Consider the following 15,402-nt stretch of genomic DNA (forward strand, 5'->3'; position numbering starts at 1 on the left):
GACCTGTTCGCTCAGGCCGTGTTCAGGTCAGGGCCGGCGGTAGACCCAGACCCGCGCCGGCGGCAGGTTCAGCCAGACCCGGTTGGAGCGATCGGCGGTGTAGCTGCCGGCCTCGCAGCGGGCCGGGATCGGCGGAACGACCGCGTAGGTGAACTGAACGAAGGGCGCGCCCGGCCGCATCAGGTCGTGGGCGGTGTTGAGCAGGTCGAGCCGCTGCTCCAGCGGCTTGGTGAACAGCGGCAGGCTCGAGATCGTCGCGGCGGCGGGCTCCGTCAGCACGTCCTGGAGGCTCGCGCGCATGTTGTAGGCGTCGCCCTGGATGACCCGCACACCCGGGAAGCGATGGGTCAGGAGGCGGCAGAAATCGGGGTTGAACTCCACGAGGATCAGCCGCTCCGGCGCGACGCCGCGCCGGATCAGCGCCTCGGTCACCGGACCGGTGCCGGGGCCCAGCTCGACCACCGGCCCTTCGAGGCGCGGGTCGACGTAGGCCGCCATGGTCCGGGCGAGCATCTTGCCCGAGGGCGTCACGGCCCCCGTGACCAGGGGGCGCTCCAGCCAGGATCGCAGGAACCGGGCCTCGTCCTCGAGGGGGTCGCGCCGCGGCCCGAAAATCGCGCTCCTGCCCGCAGGAGCCTTCGCGTTGGGACGGCGGAGCGGCGGCAAGTCCTGGATTCCTTGATGCCGGATGAGAATGAATGGCTAGGGACGGCGCTGTCTTACAGTCAAGCCGGCGCCGCGCCTAGGGGATGCAAGCCACGCCGGCCGCTTGCATAACGGGTCTTCCCGGGATTCGGATCCGGCCTCACGGCCGGACCGCGCCCCCGAAGAAGTCCCGCACCTTCGAGAAGAAGCCCGCGGACTCCGGATGGTTCTCCGGGGAGGCCGACTGGTCGAACTCCTGGAGCAGCTCGCGCTGGCGCTTGGTCAGGTTCTGCGGGGTCTCGACGAAGACCTGGATGTAGAGGTCGCCGACCTCCCGCGAGCGCAGCACTGGCATGCCCTTGCCCTTGATGCGGAACTGCTTGGCGGTCTGCGTCCCCGCCGGGATGCGCACCTGCGTCTGCGAGCCATCGATCACCGGCACGGTGATCTCGCCCGAGAGCGCGGCCGTGACCATCGAGATCGGCACCCGGCAGAACAGGTCGGCGCCGTCGCGCTGGAAGAACTCGTGCTGCTTGATCGACAGGAAGACGTAGAGGTCGCCCGCCGGCCCGCCGCGCAGCCCGCTCTCGCCCTCGCCGGCGAGCCGGATCCGCAGCCCGTCATCGACGCCCGCCGGCACGTTGATCGAGAGGGTGCGCTCGCGGTTGACGCGCCCGGCGCCCTGGCAGGCGGTGCAGGGGTCGTCGACGATCTCGCCGCGGCCGTGGCAGTTGGGGCACGTCCGCTCGATGGCGAAGAAGCCCTGCGCCGCCCGGACCCGTCCGTAGCCCGCGCAGGTCGGGCAGGTCCGCGGCTTCGAGCCGGGCTTCGCGCCGGACCCGTCGCAGACCTCGCAGGTGATCGAGGTCGGTATCTTGATGGTCTCGGCCTTGCCGGTGAAGGCCTCCTCCAGAGTGATCTCGAGGTTGTAGCGCAGGTCGGCCCCGCGCTCGCGGCCCGGCGTGCCGCCGCGTCCGCGGCCACCGCCGGCGGCCCCGCGGCCGTCGCCGAAGAAATTGTCGAAGATGTCCGACATGAAGTCGCCGAACTCGTTGCCGAATCCGGGACCGCCGGCCCCGCCCTGGCTGAAGGCCGCGTGGCCGAACCGGTCGTAGGCGGCGCGCTTCTGGCCGTCGGAGAGGCACTGATAGGCCTCGTTGATCTCCTTGAACTTGATCTCGGCGTCCTTGTCGCCGGGATTCCGGTCGGGATGATAGGTCATCGCGAGCTTGCGGAAGGCGACCTTCATCTCGCCTTCCGTGGCGGTCTTGGTGACCCCCAGGATCTCGTAGTAGTCCCGCTTCGACATCCCGCCCTCAGGTGCCTTCCCGTCCCGTCCCGTACCCCGGGCCGCGACGCTTCTCTACCACCGCGCCGCCGTTCCGGGAGGCCGCGACGAGCCCGGAAACCGGAGGCGCCGACGACGCGGATCCGCGATCGGCCGGCGGCTCCCGGTTCCGGGCCCCGCAGGCCCGGCATGACGGAGCTTCTGAATACGCTTCTCACGCAAAGGCGGGGCCGGATCGCTCCGGCCCCGCGCGGTCGTATCAGATCCGCGCCTCAGGCGCGCTTCTTCTGGTCCTTCTCGTCGACCTCCTGGAAGTCGGCGTCGATGACGTCGTCCTTCTTCTCGGAGGCCGCCGCCTCGGCACCGGCATCCGGGCCGGCCGCCTGGTTGGCGGCGTACATGGCCTCGCCGAGCTTCATCGAAGCCTGCATCAGGTCCGTGGTCCGGGCCTTGATGGTCTCGACGTCGTCGCCCTCGAGCGCGGTCTTGAGCGCGGTCATCGCGGTCTCGATCGCGCCCTTGTCGGCGGCCGGGACCTTGTCGCCGTACTCAGTCACCGACTTCTCGGTGGCGTGGATCAGGCTCTCGCCCTGGTTCTTCACCTCGACGAGCTCGCGCCGCTTCTTGTCGGCCTCGGCGTTCGCCTCGGCGTCCTTCACCATCCGGTCGATGTCGGCGTCCGACAGGCCACCCGAGGCCTGGATGCGGATCTGGTGCTCCTTGTTGGTCGCCTTGTCCTTGGCCGTCACGTTGACGATGCCGTTGGCGTCGATATCGAAGGTCACCTCGATCTGCGGCATGCCGCGGGGCGCCGGCGGGATGCCGACGAGGTCGAACTGGCCGAGCAGCTTGTTGTCGGCCGCCATCTCGCGCTCGCCCTGGAAGACCCGGATCGTGACCGCGTTCTGGTTGTCCTCGGCGGTCGAGAAGGTCTGGGACTTCTTGGTCGGGATCGTCGTGTTGCGGTCGATGAGCCGGGTGAACACGCCGCCCAGCGTCTCGATGCCCAGCGACAGCGGGGTCACGTCGAGGAGCAGGACATCCTTGACGTCGCCCTGGAGCACGCCGGCCTGCACGGCGGCGCCGATGGCCACGACCTCGTCCGGATTGACGCCCTTGTGGGGCTCCTTACCGAAGAAGGACTTCACCACCTCCTGGATCTTCGGCATGCGGATCATGCCGCCGACCAGCACCACCTCGTCGATCTCGGAGGCCGAGACGCCGGCATCCTTGAGCGCCTTGCGGCAGGGCTCGATCGTGCGCTGCACCAGATCGTCGACGAGCGACTCGAACTTCGCGCGGCTGAGCTTCAGCGCGAGGTGCTTCGGGCCGGTGTTGTCGGCGGTGATGTAGGGCAGGTTGATCTCGGTCTGGGTGGCCGAGGACAGCTCGATCTTGGCCTTCTCGGCGGCCTCCTTGAGGCGCTGGAGGGCGAGCTTGTCCTTGGTCAGGTCGATGCCCTGCTCCTTCTTGAACTCGGCCGTCAGGTACTCGACGATCCGGTTGTCGAAGTCCTCGCCGCCCAGGAAGGTGTCGCCGTTCGTCGACTTCACCTCGAAGACGCCGTCGCCGATCTCCAGGATGGAGACGTCGAAGGTGCCGCCGCCGAGGTCGTAGACCGCGATCGTGCCGGACTTCTTCTTGTCGAGACCGTAGGCGAGCGCCGCCGCGGTCGGCTCGTTGATGATGCGCAGCACCTCGAGGCCCGCGATCTTGCCGGCGTCCTTGGTGGCCTGACGCTGGGCGTCGTTGAAGTAGGCCGGGACCGTGATGACCGCCTGCGTGACCGGCTGGCCGAGATGCGACTCGGCAGTCTCCTTCATCTTCTGCAGGGTGAAGGCGGAGATCTGCGAGGGCGAGTACTTCTTGCCGTCCGCCTCGACCCAGGCGTCGCCGTTGTCGCCGCGGGCGATCTTGTAGGGCACGAGGCCCTTGTCCTTCTGGGTCATCGGGTCGTCGTAGGTCCGGCCGATGAGCCGCTTGATGGCGAAGAACGTGCGCTCGGGGTTCGTGACCGCCTGGCGCTTGGCCGGCTGGCCGACGAGCCGCTCGCCGTCGTCCGTGAAGGCGACGATGGACGGCGTGGTGCGCGCGCCTTCCGAATTCTCGATGACCTTGGGCTGCGTGCCTTCCATCACGGCCACGCAGGAATTGGTGGTGCCGAGGTCGATGCCGATAACTTTACCCATGGTGGGATCCCTCTTTGTGTCGCGTTCAAGCAGACCGCCGAGCCCCGAAGCAGCTCGGCCCATGGCGGTGTCGGGGGTGATGTGAGTATGGGACCCGGGCCGGATCAAGGGCCGTGAACGGCTGAAACCCAGCGCGCAATCCCGCGTCGAGGGCGATATAAGAAGCCCGTTCCGGGCCCGCAAGGCGAAGCCTGCGCGGCGGGATCGGTCCCGCGGATCCGGGCCATCCCCTTGGCATTCCGGCAGGATCTCGCCGCACGGCCGGCGCCGGCCCGGTGGCGTGGCTGCATTTTGTTGCTCCGCTGCCACGTCGGCGCCATCGACGGCGTGTTAACGTTTCGACAAGGGGTTGCGCGTGGCCCCGCCACTTCGTGTCCCCGTCGTAGAGTCCGATGCGCCCGACCCGCAGCCTCCTGCTCCCGATCCTGGCGGTCGCCGTCGCGGCGCCCGGGATGCTCGTCGCCCCCCCCGCGCGGGCCCAGAACTTCTTCGAGCGCCTGTTCGGCATCAAGCCGGAGCGGCCGCCGGTGCCGCCGCGCGGCCTGCCCGAGCCGGCGCCCGTCCCGGGGGGGCCGGGTGAGCCGGGCCCGCCCGCGGCGGCTCCCGAGGCGCCCCGGCCCGCCCCCGCCCCGGCCCGCCCGGTCGTGCTGAAGACGCCCTCCGAGGACGGCGTGATCGGCCAGGAGCTGCAGCTCAACGGCCTGTCCGGGTCCCTGAAGCTGGAGCGCTCCGGCACGGCCGTCACGGCCCGGATCAAGCTGCCCGGGACCAAGATCTCGCAGCCGGCGGATTCGTGCACCGTCCCGCTCGCGGGCGGCAATCCGGTGGCGCTCACCGCCGAGGGCAAGCCCGAGGGCGTGCCGCGCTTCGAGGCCGCCGGGGCCGAGTGCCCGCTGCGCTTCGACGTGACCGACGGCGGCGTCCTGGTCTCGAGCCTGGGTTCGGGCCCGGTCTGCACCTTCTCGGCGGCGGATTGCGCGACCACGCCGGTCGGCCTCTGGGGGCCGGGCGCCGCCACCCTGATCCCGCGGGCCGGCGAGTTCGACACGGCCCGGGGCGTCGCCGACAAGGCCGTACGGGACAATTACAAGCTGATGACTCAGCGGGCCCGGCGCGAGGACGTGCGGCCGATCGTCAGCGAGCAGGCGGCGTTCTCCTCGGACCGGGAGCAGCTCTGCCGCACCTACGCGCGCGAGGGCACGCACGGGTTCTGCCATCTGCGGGTGACGGAGAACCGCGCCCTGGCCCTGGCCACCCGGCTCGGCGCCAACACGGCGACGCCCACCGCCGCCGTGGCCCCCCGGCGGCCCCGGCCCAAGCCGGCGGTCGAGGGCATGAACCCGGACGCGGTCGGCGGCGGCGACGCCGTTCCGGAGTAAGACCGCCCCGTAACGGCCCGGCACGCCGTCTTTGCGAACGGAGCGAAGCAGCCCAGGGTAGCGCGAGGCTGGCCAGCGTAGCGTTCCTGGATCGCTTCGCTCCGCTCGCAAAGACGGCGTGCCGCCCCGGCGAGCGCGGCCGGGTCAGGCCCGGCCGGCAGTCATCGACAGCATCGCCGGGTCGATGCCGTTGGCCCGCAGGGCGAGGTCGTACTTGGCGTCGAGGTCGGCGTTGAAGATCAGGGCCGGGTCGGCCGGGCAGTTGAGCCAGCCGTTGGCCATGATCTCGCTCTCCAGCTGCCCGGCCTGCCAGCCGGCGTAGCCGAGTGCCAGCACGGCGCTGGCCGGCCCCTCGCCGCTGGCGATGGCGCGGAGGATCTCCACGGTCGCGGTCAGGCAGATGCCGTCGTCGATGATCAGCGTCGATTGCTGGATGTGGAAATCGTCGCTGTGGAGCACGAAGCCGCGCCGTCCCTCCACCGGGCCGCCCATCAGGACCGGCATGTGGCCGACCCGCTCGCGCAGGCGGATCGCGTCCGCCTCGGGTGCCACGTCGAGCTGGACCAGCAGGTCCGGCATGCTGATGTCGGTCGCCGCCTTGTTGACGATGATGCCCATGGCCCCGTCGGCGGAATGGGCGCAGATGTAGATCACCGAGCGCGCGAAGCGCTCGTCGGCCATGCCGGGCATGGCCACGAGGAACTGCCCGTCGAGGAAGTGCGGGCCCGACAGCTCCGTGCGGAGCGGCGCCGCCTTCCCGGCCTGGGACGACGCTGCCGACATGGGATCGGGCCTGCGGTGCGGAGGGTGCGCCATGCGTCCATGCTACGCCGCGCCCCTCCGTTGTCCAGCGGGCAAAAGGGACGCAGCAAGCCTCCCCCAAGCTTGTGCGGGTCTCAATCCCTGTCCCACAATACCCGGGTCGGTCCGCGTCGCGGCCGGCGCGGTCACCGTTGGGGCTCGCTGGTCATGGCGGATGTCGCACCCTCTCCCACCTTCGACATCGAGGAGCAGCGGGCGCGGATCGAGCGGTCCCAGGAGGAGACCCGCAAGTTCGTCGCTGAGCAGCACAAGCTGATCGCCGAGCAGGCGAAGCTGCTGGCCGAGCAGGCCAAGCTCGGCCGTGACCGGGCCCTGGCGCCCTGGCAGGTGGCCCTCTCGGGCATGGCGGCGGGAGCGGCCTTCTTCGGGGCCGGGGCGGCCTTCATCAAGCTGATCGGCCCGTGAGGGCGGTGCAAGCCGGAGCTGGCCGCATCCTCGACAGGCACCCCCTGCCACGCTAGGTCAGGCGCGCTGCTCACGCGCGCCATCCCAGCGCGCGACAACGAGGGACCCGCGATGATCCAGGTCGGCGACCACCTGCCCCAGGCCACCTTCCGGGTGATCGGCCCCGAGGGCCCGATCGCGCGCACCACCGACGACGTGTTCAAGGGCCGGCGCGTGGTCCTGATCGGCGTGCCGGGCGCGTTCACCCCCAGCTGCCACCGCAACCACCTGCCGGGCTTCGTCACCCACAAGGACGAGATCCTCGGGCGCGGTATCGACGCCATCGCGGTGACGAGCGTCAACGACGTGTTCGTGCTCGACGCGTGGTCGAAGGCGAGCGGCGCCGAGGGGCTGGAATTCCTCGCCGACGGCAACGCCGATTTCGCCAAGGCCCTCGGCCTGGAGATGGACGGCACCGGCTTCGGCCTCGGGATGCGCTCGAAGCGCTACTCGATGCTGGTCGAGGACGGCGTCGTCCGGATCCTCAACGTCGAGGAGACGCCCTCGAAGGCCGAGGCGTCCGGCGCCGAGGCACTGCTGAAGGTCCTCTGAGGACGCCGCCGGCCGCAGATCGGCCCTCTTAAGGCCACGTTCCGTCCGCTTGTGTCGCCGGGCTCTGCCCGGAGACCGGCCCGAGGACCGCATGGCCTTCCTGAACGACCTGCCCATCGCCGACCTGATCGCGAATTACGGATACATCGCGATCTTCGTGATCATCACCCTCGAGAGCGCCGGCGTGCCGTGCCCCGGCGAGACGGTGCTGATCTCGGCCGCCGTCTACGCCGGCAGCACCGGGAACCTGAACATCGGCCTGGTCATCGCCGCGGCGGCGACGGCCGCGATCCTGGGCGACAATGTCGGCTACTGGGCGGGGCGGCGCTGGGGCATGCCGCTGCTGCTCCGCTACGGCCATCTCATCGCCCTCGACCACGGGCGGCTCAAGCTCGGCCAGTACCTGTTCCGCCAGCACGGCGGGAAGATCGTGTTCTTCGGCCGCTTCACCGCGATGCTGCGCGCCTACGCGGCCCTGCTCGCCGGGGTCAACCGCCTGGACGCGCGCCGCTTCTTCGCCTTCAACGCCCTCGGCGGCGTCGTCTGGGCCGGCAGCATGGGCATCGGCTCGTACTATTGCGGGCGCCAGATCGAGCACATCGTCGGCCCGGTGGGCCTGACCCTGCTCGCCCTGGTGGTGTTCGGCGGCCTGGCCCTGTGGCTGTTCGTGCGCCGCCACGAGGCGCGCCTGCTCAGCGAGGCGGAGATCGCCATCCCGGGCCCGCTCGCCTGACGGGCATCACGTCTCCGCGAGGTCGAACGCCTCGATCGCCTCGAGGGCGTCGTGGTGCAGGAGGAGGACGCCGGTGGCCGTGGCGAGCCGGCGCGCCGCCGGCGTGAAGCCGGCGTTCGACACCACGGCGGCCCGGTCCCCGTCCCAGTAGCGCAGGGCCGCGGCGGCTTCCTGCACGGCGGCGTTGCCCACGGGCTTGCTCAGCCGCTTGCACTGCACGACGAGGCGCAGCCCGTCCCGCACCGCCACGATATCGGCGCCCTGGTCGCCGCTCGCCGGCGTCCGGTGCGCCCGCCAGCCCGCCCGGACCAGGCGCTCGGCGCAGTAGCGCTCGTAGTCCAGCCCGTCCCCGGGCGCCTCGTCCTCCTCCGGGAGCGCGACGGCGGCGGCCTCGACCTCGACGATCGCCAGCATCCGCGCGTGCTCCGCCTCGGCGAGGTCGGCGAAGCGGGGACCGAGCTGCGGCAGGACGGTCCGCTCGAGGAAATATTCGCGCTCGCGCAGCCAGCCGTCCTCGATCCGGTTGCCGTAGGGGTCGGTGTAGCTCTCCTGCCGCCGCCGCAGCGCCAGCGTCTCGGCATGGGCGCGGGCGATCCGGCGCACCCGGGCCCGGAATCGGCGCGGGCGCCCGAGATGCCGCACCAGGACGAGCGCGAGGGCGAGTCCCGTCGCGACGAGCGCCGGCCGGCCGTACAGGAGCCCGAAGGGGAAGCCGATCACGGCCGTCCAGAACAGGCGGGCGACGAGGCTGGGCTTGCCGGGCATCGGGTCTCGGGGGCGCTGACGGGCCCCCGACCCTCGCAAGCGCGGCTTGCCCGATGCCTAACCCGCCTCCGAAAGCTGTGGACGCGGGCGCGGATGAGAGCGCCGCGCCGTCAGCCCTTCCGACGCTGGTGGCCGAGGCCCATGCTCTTGGCGAGGCTGGAGCGCGCCGCGGCGTAGTTCGGCGCCACCATCGGGTAGTCGGGCGGCAGGCCCCACTTTCCCCGATACTCCTCGGGCGTCAGGTTGTAGTGCGTCCGCAGGTGGCGCTTCAGCGACTTGAACTTCTTGCCGTCCTCCAGGCAGACGATGAAGTCGGGCTGGACCGAGCGCCGGACCGGCACGGCCGGCCGCAGCTGCTCCGCCGGCGGGGCGGACGGCTCGCCGAGCCCGTGCAGCGTCGCGTGGATGGCCGCGATCAGCCCGGGCAGTTCCGGCGCGGGGACCGGATTGTTGCTCACGAAGGCCGACACGATGTCGACGGACAGCGTGAGATAGTCCGGTTGCCCTTCACCCGTGGCGTCCATCCCGTAACCTCCACTCGATCCCAGCCGGCCACCGACGCCGGCCGGGATCTGTCTCTGCTCGACCCGATACAGGGTAGTTAATGGGCAGTTACTATGGTGGTGTGAATTCAATAGCAAGTCCAATCCACACGTGCCCACAAGTGCCGTCTTAGAGTGGATAAATGGCGCCCGATATTGAACAAAAGGAGGTCTGGAGACCGCGTTCGCGTCGACCACGCGATTTCCGGCCGGCGCGTGCCGACCGGGCGTTGCAGGCGCGCCGGATCGCGCCATCTGGGAGGGCGGCGGGCGCCCCGGCGCCTCGTCCGTTCGGACGTGAGCGAGAGGCCAGATGCGTGCCGCCAGGAACGGCCTGCGGGACCGCGTCCCGTGACGATGTCGTGAGCCGCCGGTCGTGAGCACCTACCGGTTCGACAAACTGCTGGCGCCCCGCTCGATCGCCCTGGTCGGGGCGGTGGGGCGCGAGGGCTCGCTGGGGCGCAGCGTGCTCGACAGCCTGCGCGCCGCGGGCTTTCCCGGCGCGATCATGCCGGTCCAGCCCGACCAAACGACCGTCGACGGGCTGGCCTGCGTGCCGCGGGTCGCGGATCTGCCCGCCGCCCCCGACCTCGTCCTGATCGCGGTGCCGCCGCCGAGCGTGCCCGAGGTCGTCGCGCAGGCCGCCGCGATCGGCGCCGGGGCGGCCGTGATCCTCACGGCGCGGCTCGGATCCGGGCCGGAGGATCCCGGTCCGGTCGCCCACGGGATCGCCCGCGCCCACGGCCTGCGCCTGCTCGGGCCCGACAGCGCCGGCTTGGCGGTCCCGGGCGCGAGGCTCAACGCCAGCCTGTTCGCCCAGGCGCCCGAGGCCGGCGACCTCGCCCTCGTCTCGCAATCCGGCACGGTCGCGGCCGCCATCGTCGCCTGGGGCGCCCGCCACGGCACGGGCTTCTCGGCAGTGCTGTCGCTGGGCAGCGTCCTCGACATCGGCGTGGCCGACTGCCTCGACCACTTCGCCGCCGATTTCCGCACCCGCGCGATCCTGCTCTGCCTCGACCGGGTCGCGGATGCCCGCCGGTTCATGTCGGCCGCCCGCGCCGCGGCCCGGGCCAAGCCCGTCGTGGTCCTGCGGGCCGGCCGGCACCGGCCCGACACCCGCGCCGCCGTCACCCATACCGGCGCCCTGGCTCGCCCGGACGCGGTCTACGCTGCGGCCTTCCGGCGGGCCGGCCTGCTGGCCGTGCCGGACCTCGACGCGATGTTCTCCGCCGTGGAGACCCTGGGGCGGCAGCGGCCGTTCCCCGGCCACCGGCTGGCGATCGTGTCCAACGGCCGCGGCATCGGCCTCCTCGCGGCGGACCGGCTGATCGAGCGGGCCGGGACCCTGGCGGCGCCCGCCGAGGCGGAGGGCCGCGCGCCGGGAAACCCCCTCGACCTCGGCGTCGACGCCGCCGGTCCGGCCTTCGCGTCCGCGCTGACGCCGCTGCTGACGGATCGGACGAGCGACGCCGTGCTGGCGATCCACGTGCCGACGACCCGCTCGGAGGCCGACGCGGTGGCCGAGGCCGTCGCCGCGACGGTCAAGGCCGCCCGCGCCGGCCAGACCCGCAAGAAGCCGGTCTTCGCGGTCACGCTGGGCGACGCGGAGGCGGCGCGCGAGACCTTCGCGCAGGCCGGGATCCCGCATTTCACCACCGATTCCGAGGCGATCGAGGGCTTCCTGCACCTCGTGCGCTACCGCGAGGCTCAGGACGACCTGATGCGCACGCCGGACTCGCTGCCGCGGGACTTCTCCCCCGACACGGCGCGGGCCCGCTCGATCGTCGCCGGCGCCCTGCGCCAGGGCGCCGCGTGGCTCGACCCGGTGGCGGTGAACGGCCTCCTGCAGGCCTACGGGATCCCGACCGTCCCGATCACGCTCGCCCCCGACACGGACGCGGCCGCGGCGGCCGCGTGGCCGATCATCGCGGCGGGCGGGACGGTGGCGCTGAAGGTCGTCTCGCCGGACATCGTGCACAAATCCGACATCGGCGGCGTCCACCTCGACCTGACCAGCGAGGCCGACGTCGCGGAAGCCGCCCGCAGCATCCTGGCCCGCGCGCGCCGGGAGCGGCCCGACGCCCGGGTCACCGGCTTCGCCGTGCAGCCGATGGTCCGCCGCGGCCAGCGCCGGGAGCTGATCGCCGGCCTCGCCGAGGACGCGGTGTTCGGTCCGGTGGTGGTGTTCGGCCGGGGCGGGACCGCCGTGGAGGTGATCGACGACCGCGCCCTCGGCCTGCCGCCGCTGGACCTGACCCTGGCGCGCGACCTCATCGCCCGCACCCGGGTCGCGCGCCGCCTGGAGGCCTACCGCGACGTGCCGGCGGCCGATCTCGGGGCGATCGCGCTGACGCTGGTGAAGCTGTCCCAGCTCGCCGCCGACCTGCCGCAGGTGCGCGAGCTCGACATCAACCCGCTCCTGGCCGACGAGACCGGCGTGCTGGCCCTCGACGCCCGGGTCCGGATCGGGCGCGCCGAGCGCGGCGACCACGGCAGCGCCCACGGTAGCGCCCACGGCCGCGGCCACCCGCGCTTCGCGATCCGGCCCTATCCGGCCGAGTGGATCCGCACGCTCAACCTCAAGGACCGGACCGTGCGGGTGCGGCCCGTGCGCCCGGAGGACGAGGGCCTGTTCCTGGCCTTCTTCAAGGGTCTTGACCCGGAGGACCTGCGGCTGCGGTTCTTCGGGCCGGTGCGCGAGTTCAGCCACGCCTTCCTGGCCCGCCTGACGCAGCTCGACTACGCCCGCGCCATCGCGTTCGTGGCCACGGAGATCGGGCCGGGCGGCGGCGAGCGCATGCTCGGTGCGGTCCGGCTCCACGCCGACGCCAACCACGAGAGCGGCGAGTACGCGATCGCGGTGGGCCGCGACGCCCGCGGGACGGGCCTCGCCTTCGCGCTGATGCGCCTGATGATCGACTGGGCGCGCTCCGAGGGGATCGGCCGGGTCGAGGGCACGGTGCTCGCCGAGAACCGGCCGATGCTGGCGGTGTGCCGCCGCCTGGGCTTCACGCAGGGGCGCGACCCGGACGATCCGGGCCTCGTGAAGGTGCACCTCGATCTCGCAACCGGCTAGCGGCGCGGCGAGGCCCGACCCGGCGCCGGCCGCGCCGGTGCCGGTGCCGGGGCGCGCGGCTCAGTGGCCGCTGTCGGTCGCGTTGCGGGTGGTCTCGTAGAGGAACCACGTCCGCTCCTCGGACTGGTCGATCCACTCCTCGAGCTGCGAGGTGGTCGCCACGTCGCCGGCCTCGTCGGTGACCCCGTGGAGCGTCCGCATGTTGGCGGTGAGGGCCTTGTTGTCGTCGCGCAGCTCCTTGAGCATGTCGAGGGGCGAGACGTACTCGGCATCGTTGTCGGCCACGCGGGTCAGGCTCTTGGCCTGGCCGAGCGAGCGCAGGACCGTGCCGCCGATCTTGCGGGCGCGCTCGTTCACCGCGTCGATGATCTCGAAGATCTGGGCCGACTGCTCGTCCAGCAGCAGGTGGTAGTCGCGGAAATGGGGCCCGCTCATGTGCCAGTGGAAGTTCTTGGTCTTGATGTAGAGGGCGAACAGGTCCGAACTCAGGACCGTCAGGCCCTCGGCGATCGTCCGGACGTCGCTCGGATCGAGGTCGGTCGGGGTGTTGAGGCGCGCGCTCTCGATGCGGCTGCTCGGCTTGGCCTTGGCCATGGTCGTCTCCAATGCGATTCGCTGGCTCGGCGCGCCGCTCCGTCACGCCGCGGAGGGACGAACGCGCCTTCTGCAGGCCAATGGCCGGCTCGCCGGGATGTTCCGGCGTGCCGAGAATCGCATAGCTGGGTTGGCTTTAGCGGGTAGGTTCGACGGATTCCAAACTGCGGTGCTCGGTAACGGGCCGCTCCGGCGACGGCTTCGTCGGTGCGGGCCTGACCGGCGCGGGCCCGACCGTCGCGGGCTTGGCCGCGGCAGCCCGCGCGGGAGCCGGCTTCGCGTCGTGGGCGGCACCGGGCCGGGGCGGGGCCGGCGCGGTGGCGGGGGCCGGCTTCGCGGCGTCCGCGCCCGCCGCGGGCGGGATCGCGCCGGTGGCGGCGGGCTCGGGCGCCGGCGTGTCGAGGTTGTAGATGTCGTCGCGGAAATGCGCCTTCCCGTCCGGCGTGGCGAACCCGGTGAGGTACACGAAGGTGACCGGAATCGGCTTGGTGAGCTTGATGTCGCGGCGCTCGCCGTCGGCGATGCCGGTCTCGATCTCGATCGGGCCCCAGCTCGTGCCGGGCCCGTTGGGGCCGTCCGTGCCCTGCAGCAGCCAGCCGACCAGCTCCTTCACCTGTCCGACCCGGACGCAGCCGTGGCTGTGGAAGCGGACGCTCGCGGCGAAGAGCGACTTCGCCGGCGTATCGTGCATGTAGACGGCAAAGCGGTTCGGCATGTCGATCCGCACCTGGCCCAGCGAATTGTCGAGGCCGGAATCCTGGCGCAGCGTGTAGTTGACGGCCTTCTGGCCCGCCCAGTCGATCCGGGTCGGGTCGACCTCGCCCGCCGGGCCCAGGATCCGGATGCGGTTCTTGGCGAGGTAGCCCGGGTTCTTGCGCATCGCCGGGATGATCTCGTTCTTCACCACCGAGGCGGGGACGGTCCAGGTCGGGTTGAAGTTGATGTCGGTGATCCGCGTCTCGACGGACGGCGTCGCCTTGTCGGGGGAGCCGACCACCGCGACGTAGCGGCGCGTGACGGCGCCGTTCTCCACCGCCTCCACGGCGGCGGACGGGATGTTGACCACCACGTAGCGCTCGCCGAACGGGAATTTCGAGCCCATCAGCCGGGCCGCGGAGGCGGCGAGCTGGCGCTGGCGCACCGCGGCCGGCACGTTGAGCGCGTTGATCGTGAGCCGGCCAAGGATGCCGCTGTCGGGCAGGCCGTGACGGCCCTGGAAGGCGGTGATCGCCGCCACCAGGGGCGGGTCGAGGCGGTCGTTCGGGGGGGCATCCGCCGGCAGGTCGCCGGTCAGCGTCAGGTGGTGGCGCAGGGCGGGGATCGCCGGGTGGCGCTCGCCGGGCTTGAGGCGCGCGAGATCGTCTGGCAGCCGCTCCCAGCCCCCGGCCTCCGCGAAGGCTGCGTAGCGCTCGGCCGCCCGGAGCGTGTCGAGGAACGTCCGCGGCGTCAGCGTCGGGTTCGGGTCGGCGGAGACCTTGGCGTAGACCAGCGGCGCCGGCTCGCGGGACCTCTTCGCCGCTTCCTGAGGCTTGGCCGGCTGGGACTTGGTCTCGGCCGATCGGGCGTCCGACGCCTTGCTCTCCGACGCCTTGCTGTCCTGTGCCTTCGCGTCCTGTCCCTTCGCGTCCTGCGCCCTGGCATCCTGCGCCTTGCCCTGCGCCGGGACTGGCTCCGGCGCGGCCTCGGTCGCCCGGGGCTCGGCTGGCCTGGTCTCGGCCGGCCTGGTGTCGGCCCGCTTGGCCTCCGCCGGCTTGACGGCCGCGCCCTTCGCCTCACCCTTCGCCTCCGGTGCGCGGGGCTCCTGGCCCTTCGCGGTCTCGCCCGCGGCGGGCGGCACCGCGACCGGCGCGGCGAGCGGCGGCACCGGCGCGGGGCCGCCCTGCGCCGCGCCGGTCCCCTGCGCCAGGGCGACGCCGGGCGCTCCGAGCAGGGCCAGCAGGGACAGGCCCGCACCCAGCGCGGCGTGCGGGCGGGCGTGCGGGCGGGCGTGACGGCGGGGCTGGACCGGGACCATACGCAACACTCCCGACGCGCTCAGGCGGCGCGACCGGGCCGGATGATGGGCCGGCGTGGTTACCAATCTCCTCCGACCCTGAAAGCGGGCAGGATCGGGATTCACGATGCCGCCATTGATTCATCCGCGTGTGACGTCGCGGATGTCGGTCGGCGTGAACGTCCCGCTCATACATTCGTGCGTTGCTGGCTCCGGCGCCCGCGTCTTTGCGCGTGGAGCGAAGCGATCCAGACGGCGCGACGCCGCCCGTCGTCGCGCTGCCCCGGGTCACTTCGCTCCGCCCGCGATGACGGAGTAGGACACCTTCATCGAAGCGTTCCGTCGGACACCGCAGGGCCAAGCCACCACGGCTGCCCAGG

13 protein-coding genes are annotated in these 15,402 nt (G+C 72.0%); 5 read left to right on the forward strand and 8 right to left on the reverse strand.

Annotated features, from left to right (window positions below; translation table 11 throughout):
- Window positions 1-27: 27 nt before the first annotated feature.
- From ACLBYG_RS19905 to dnaK, 3 genes are all read right to left on the reverse strand, one after another.
- Window positions 28-666: a class I SAM-dependent methyltransferase gene (locus ACLBYG_RS19905; protein ID WP_020093830.1), complete on the reverse strand. Its 639-nt coding sequence runs from the start codon at window positions 664-666 to the stop codon at window positions 28-30.
- A 139-nt stretch (window positions 667-805) separates the two neighbouring features.
- Window positions 806-1,954 (reverse strand): molecular chaperone DnaJ, encoded by a 1,149-nt coding sequence (gene dnaJ, locus ACLBYG_RS19910; RefSeq protein ID WP_020093829.1) that lies wholly within the window; start codon window positions 1,952-1,954, stop codon window positions 806-808.
- A 251-nt stretch (window positions 1,955-2,205) separates the two neighbouring features.
- Window positions 2,206-4,122, reverse strand: a complete 1,917-nt coding sequence (dnaK, locus tag ACLBYG_RS19915; RefSeq protein ID WP_029359089.1) for a molecular chaperone DnaK — start codon at window positions 4,120-4,122, stop codon at window positions 2,206-2,208.
- A 392-nt stretch (window positions 4,123-4,514) separates the two neighbouring features.
- On the opposite strand from dnaK, the gene ACLBYG_RS19920 reads away from it, so the two are divergent.
- Complete coding sequence (locus ACLBYG_RS19920) at window positions 4,515-5,501, forward strand: hypothetical protein (RefSeq protein ID WP_447682561.1); 987 nt, start codon at window positions 4,515-4,517, stop codon at window positions 5,499-5,501.
- A gap of 144 nt (window positions 5,502-5,645) precedes the next feature.
- Here the strand turns inward: ACLBYG_RS19920 and ACLBYG_RS19925 are convergent, their stop codons facing one another.
- Window positions 5,646-6,284, reverse strand: a complete 639-nt coding sequence (locus ACLBYG_RS19925; protein WP_100252769.1) for a YqgE/AlgH family protein — start codon at window positions 6,282-6,284, stop codon at window positions 5,646-5,648.
- Window positions 6,285-6,470: 186 nt separating this feature from the next.
- Between ACLBYG_RS19925 and ACLBYG_RS19930 the strand changes: the two genes are divergently transcribed.
- The 3 genes from ACLBYG_RS19930 to ACLBYG_RS19940 all read left to right on the forward strand — a co-directional run bounded on the left by ACLBYG_RS19930 (window position 6,471) and on the right by ACLBYG_RS19940 (window position 8,052).
- Window positions 6,471-6,728, forward strand: coding sequence for a hypothetical protein (locus ACLBYG_RS19930; RefSeq protein WP_447682562.1), 258 nt, complete (start codon window positions 6,471-6,473; stop codon window positions 6,726-6,728).
- Window positions 6,729-6,839: 111 nt separating this feature from the next.
- A complete protein-coding gene (locus ACLBYG_RS19935) occupies window positions 6,840-7,319 on the forward strand; it encodes a peroxiredoxin (protein WP_091979978.1) in 480 nt (159 codons plus the stop codon).
- A gap of 91 nt (window positions 7,320-7,410) precedes the next feature.
- The gene (locus ACLBYG_RS19940) at window positions 7,411-8,052 is read left to right on the forward strand and encodes a DedA family protein (protein WP_091681812.1); all 642 of its coding nucleotides are present in this window, start codon (window positions 7,411-7,413) and stop codon (window positions 8,050-8,052) included.
- 6 nt (window positions 8,053-8,058) lie between these two features.
- Here the strand turns inward: ACLBYG_RS19940 and ACLBYG_RS19945 are convergent, their stop codons facing one another.
- Together ACLBYG_RS19945 and ACLBYG_RS19950 are read right to left on the reverse strand one after the other, a co-directional pair.
- The gene (locus ACLBYG_RS19945) at window positions 8,059-8,817 is read right to left on the reverse strand and encodes a restriction endonuclease (protein WP_447682563.1); all 759 of its coding nucleotides are present in this window, start codon (window positions 8,815-8,817) and stop codon (window positions 8,059-8,061) included.
- Window positions 8,818-8,927: 110 nt separating this feature from the next.
- The gene (locus ACLBYG_RS19950) at window positions 8,928-9,341 is read right to left on the reverse strand and encodes a MucR family transcriptional regulator (RefSeq protein ID WP_020093821.1); all 414 of its coding nucleotides are present in this window, start codon (window positions 9,339-9,341) and stop codon (window positions 8,928-8,930) included.
- Window positions 9,342-9,735: 394 nt separating this feature from the next.
- Between ACLBYG_RS19950 and ACLBYG_RS19955 the strand changes: the two genes are divergently transcribed.
- Window positions 9,736-12,435, forward strand: coding sequence for a bifunctional acetate--CoA ligase family protein/GNAT family N-acetyltransferase (locus tag ACLBYG_RS19955; RefSeq protein WP_447682564.1), 2,700 nt, complete (start codon window positions 9,736-9,738; stop codon window positions 12,433-12,435).
- Window positions 12,436-12,495: 60 nt separating this feature from the next.
- Here the strand turns inward: ACLBYG_RS19955 and ACLBYG_RS19960 are convergent, their stop codons facing one another.
- Both ACLBYG_RS19960 and ACLBYG_RS19965 read right to left on the reverse strand, forming a co-directional pair.
- Window positions 12,496-13,029 carry a Dps family protein gene (locus tag ACLBYG_RS19960; protein WP_020093819.1) on the reverse strand — a complete coding sequence of 178 codons (534 nt, stop codon included), beginning with the start codon at window positions 13,027-13,029 and terminating at the stop codon, window positions 12,496-12,498.
- Between the two features lie 136 nt (window positions 13,030-13,165).
- The gene (locus tag ACLBYG_RS19965) at window positions 13,166-15,043 is read right to left on the reverse strand and encodes a L,D-transpeptidase family protein (RefSeq protein WP_447682565.1); all 1,878 of its coding nucleotides are present in this window, start codon (window positions 15,041-15,043) and stop codon (window positions 13,166-13,168) included.
- Between the last annotated feature and the right edge of the window lie 359 nt (window positions 15,044-15,402).

The organism is Methylobacterium sp. D53M (assembly GCF_053345625.1).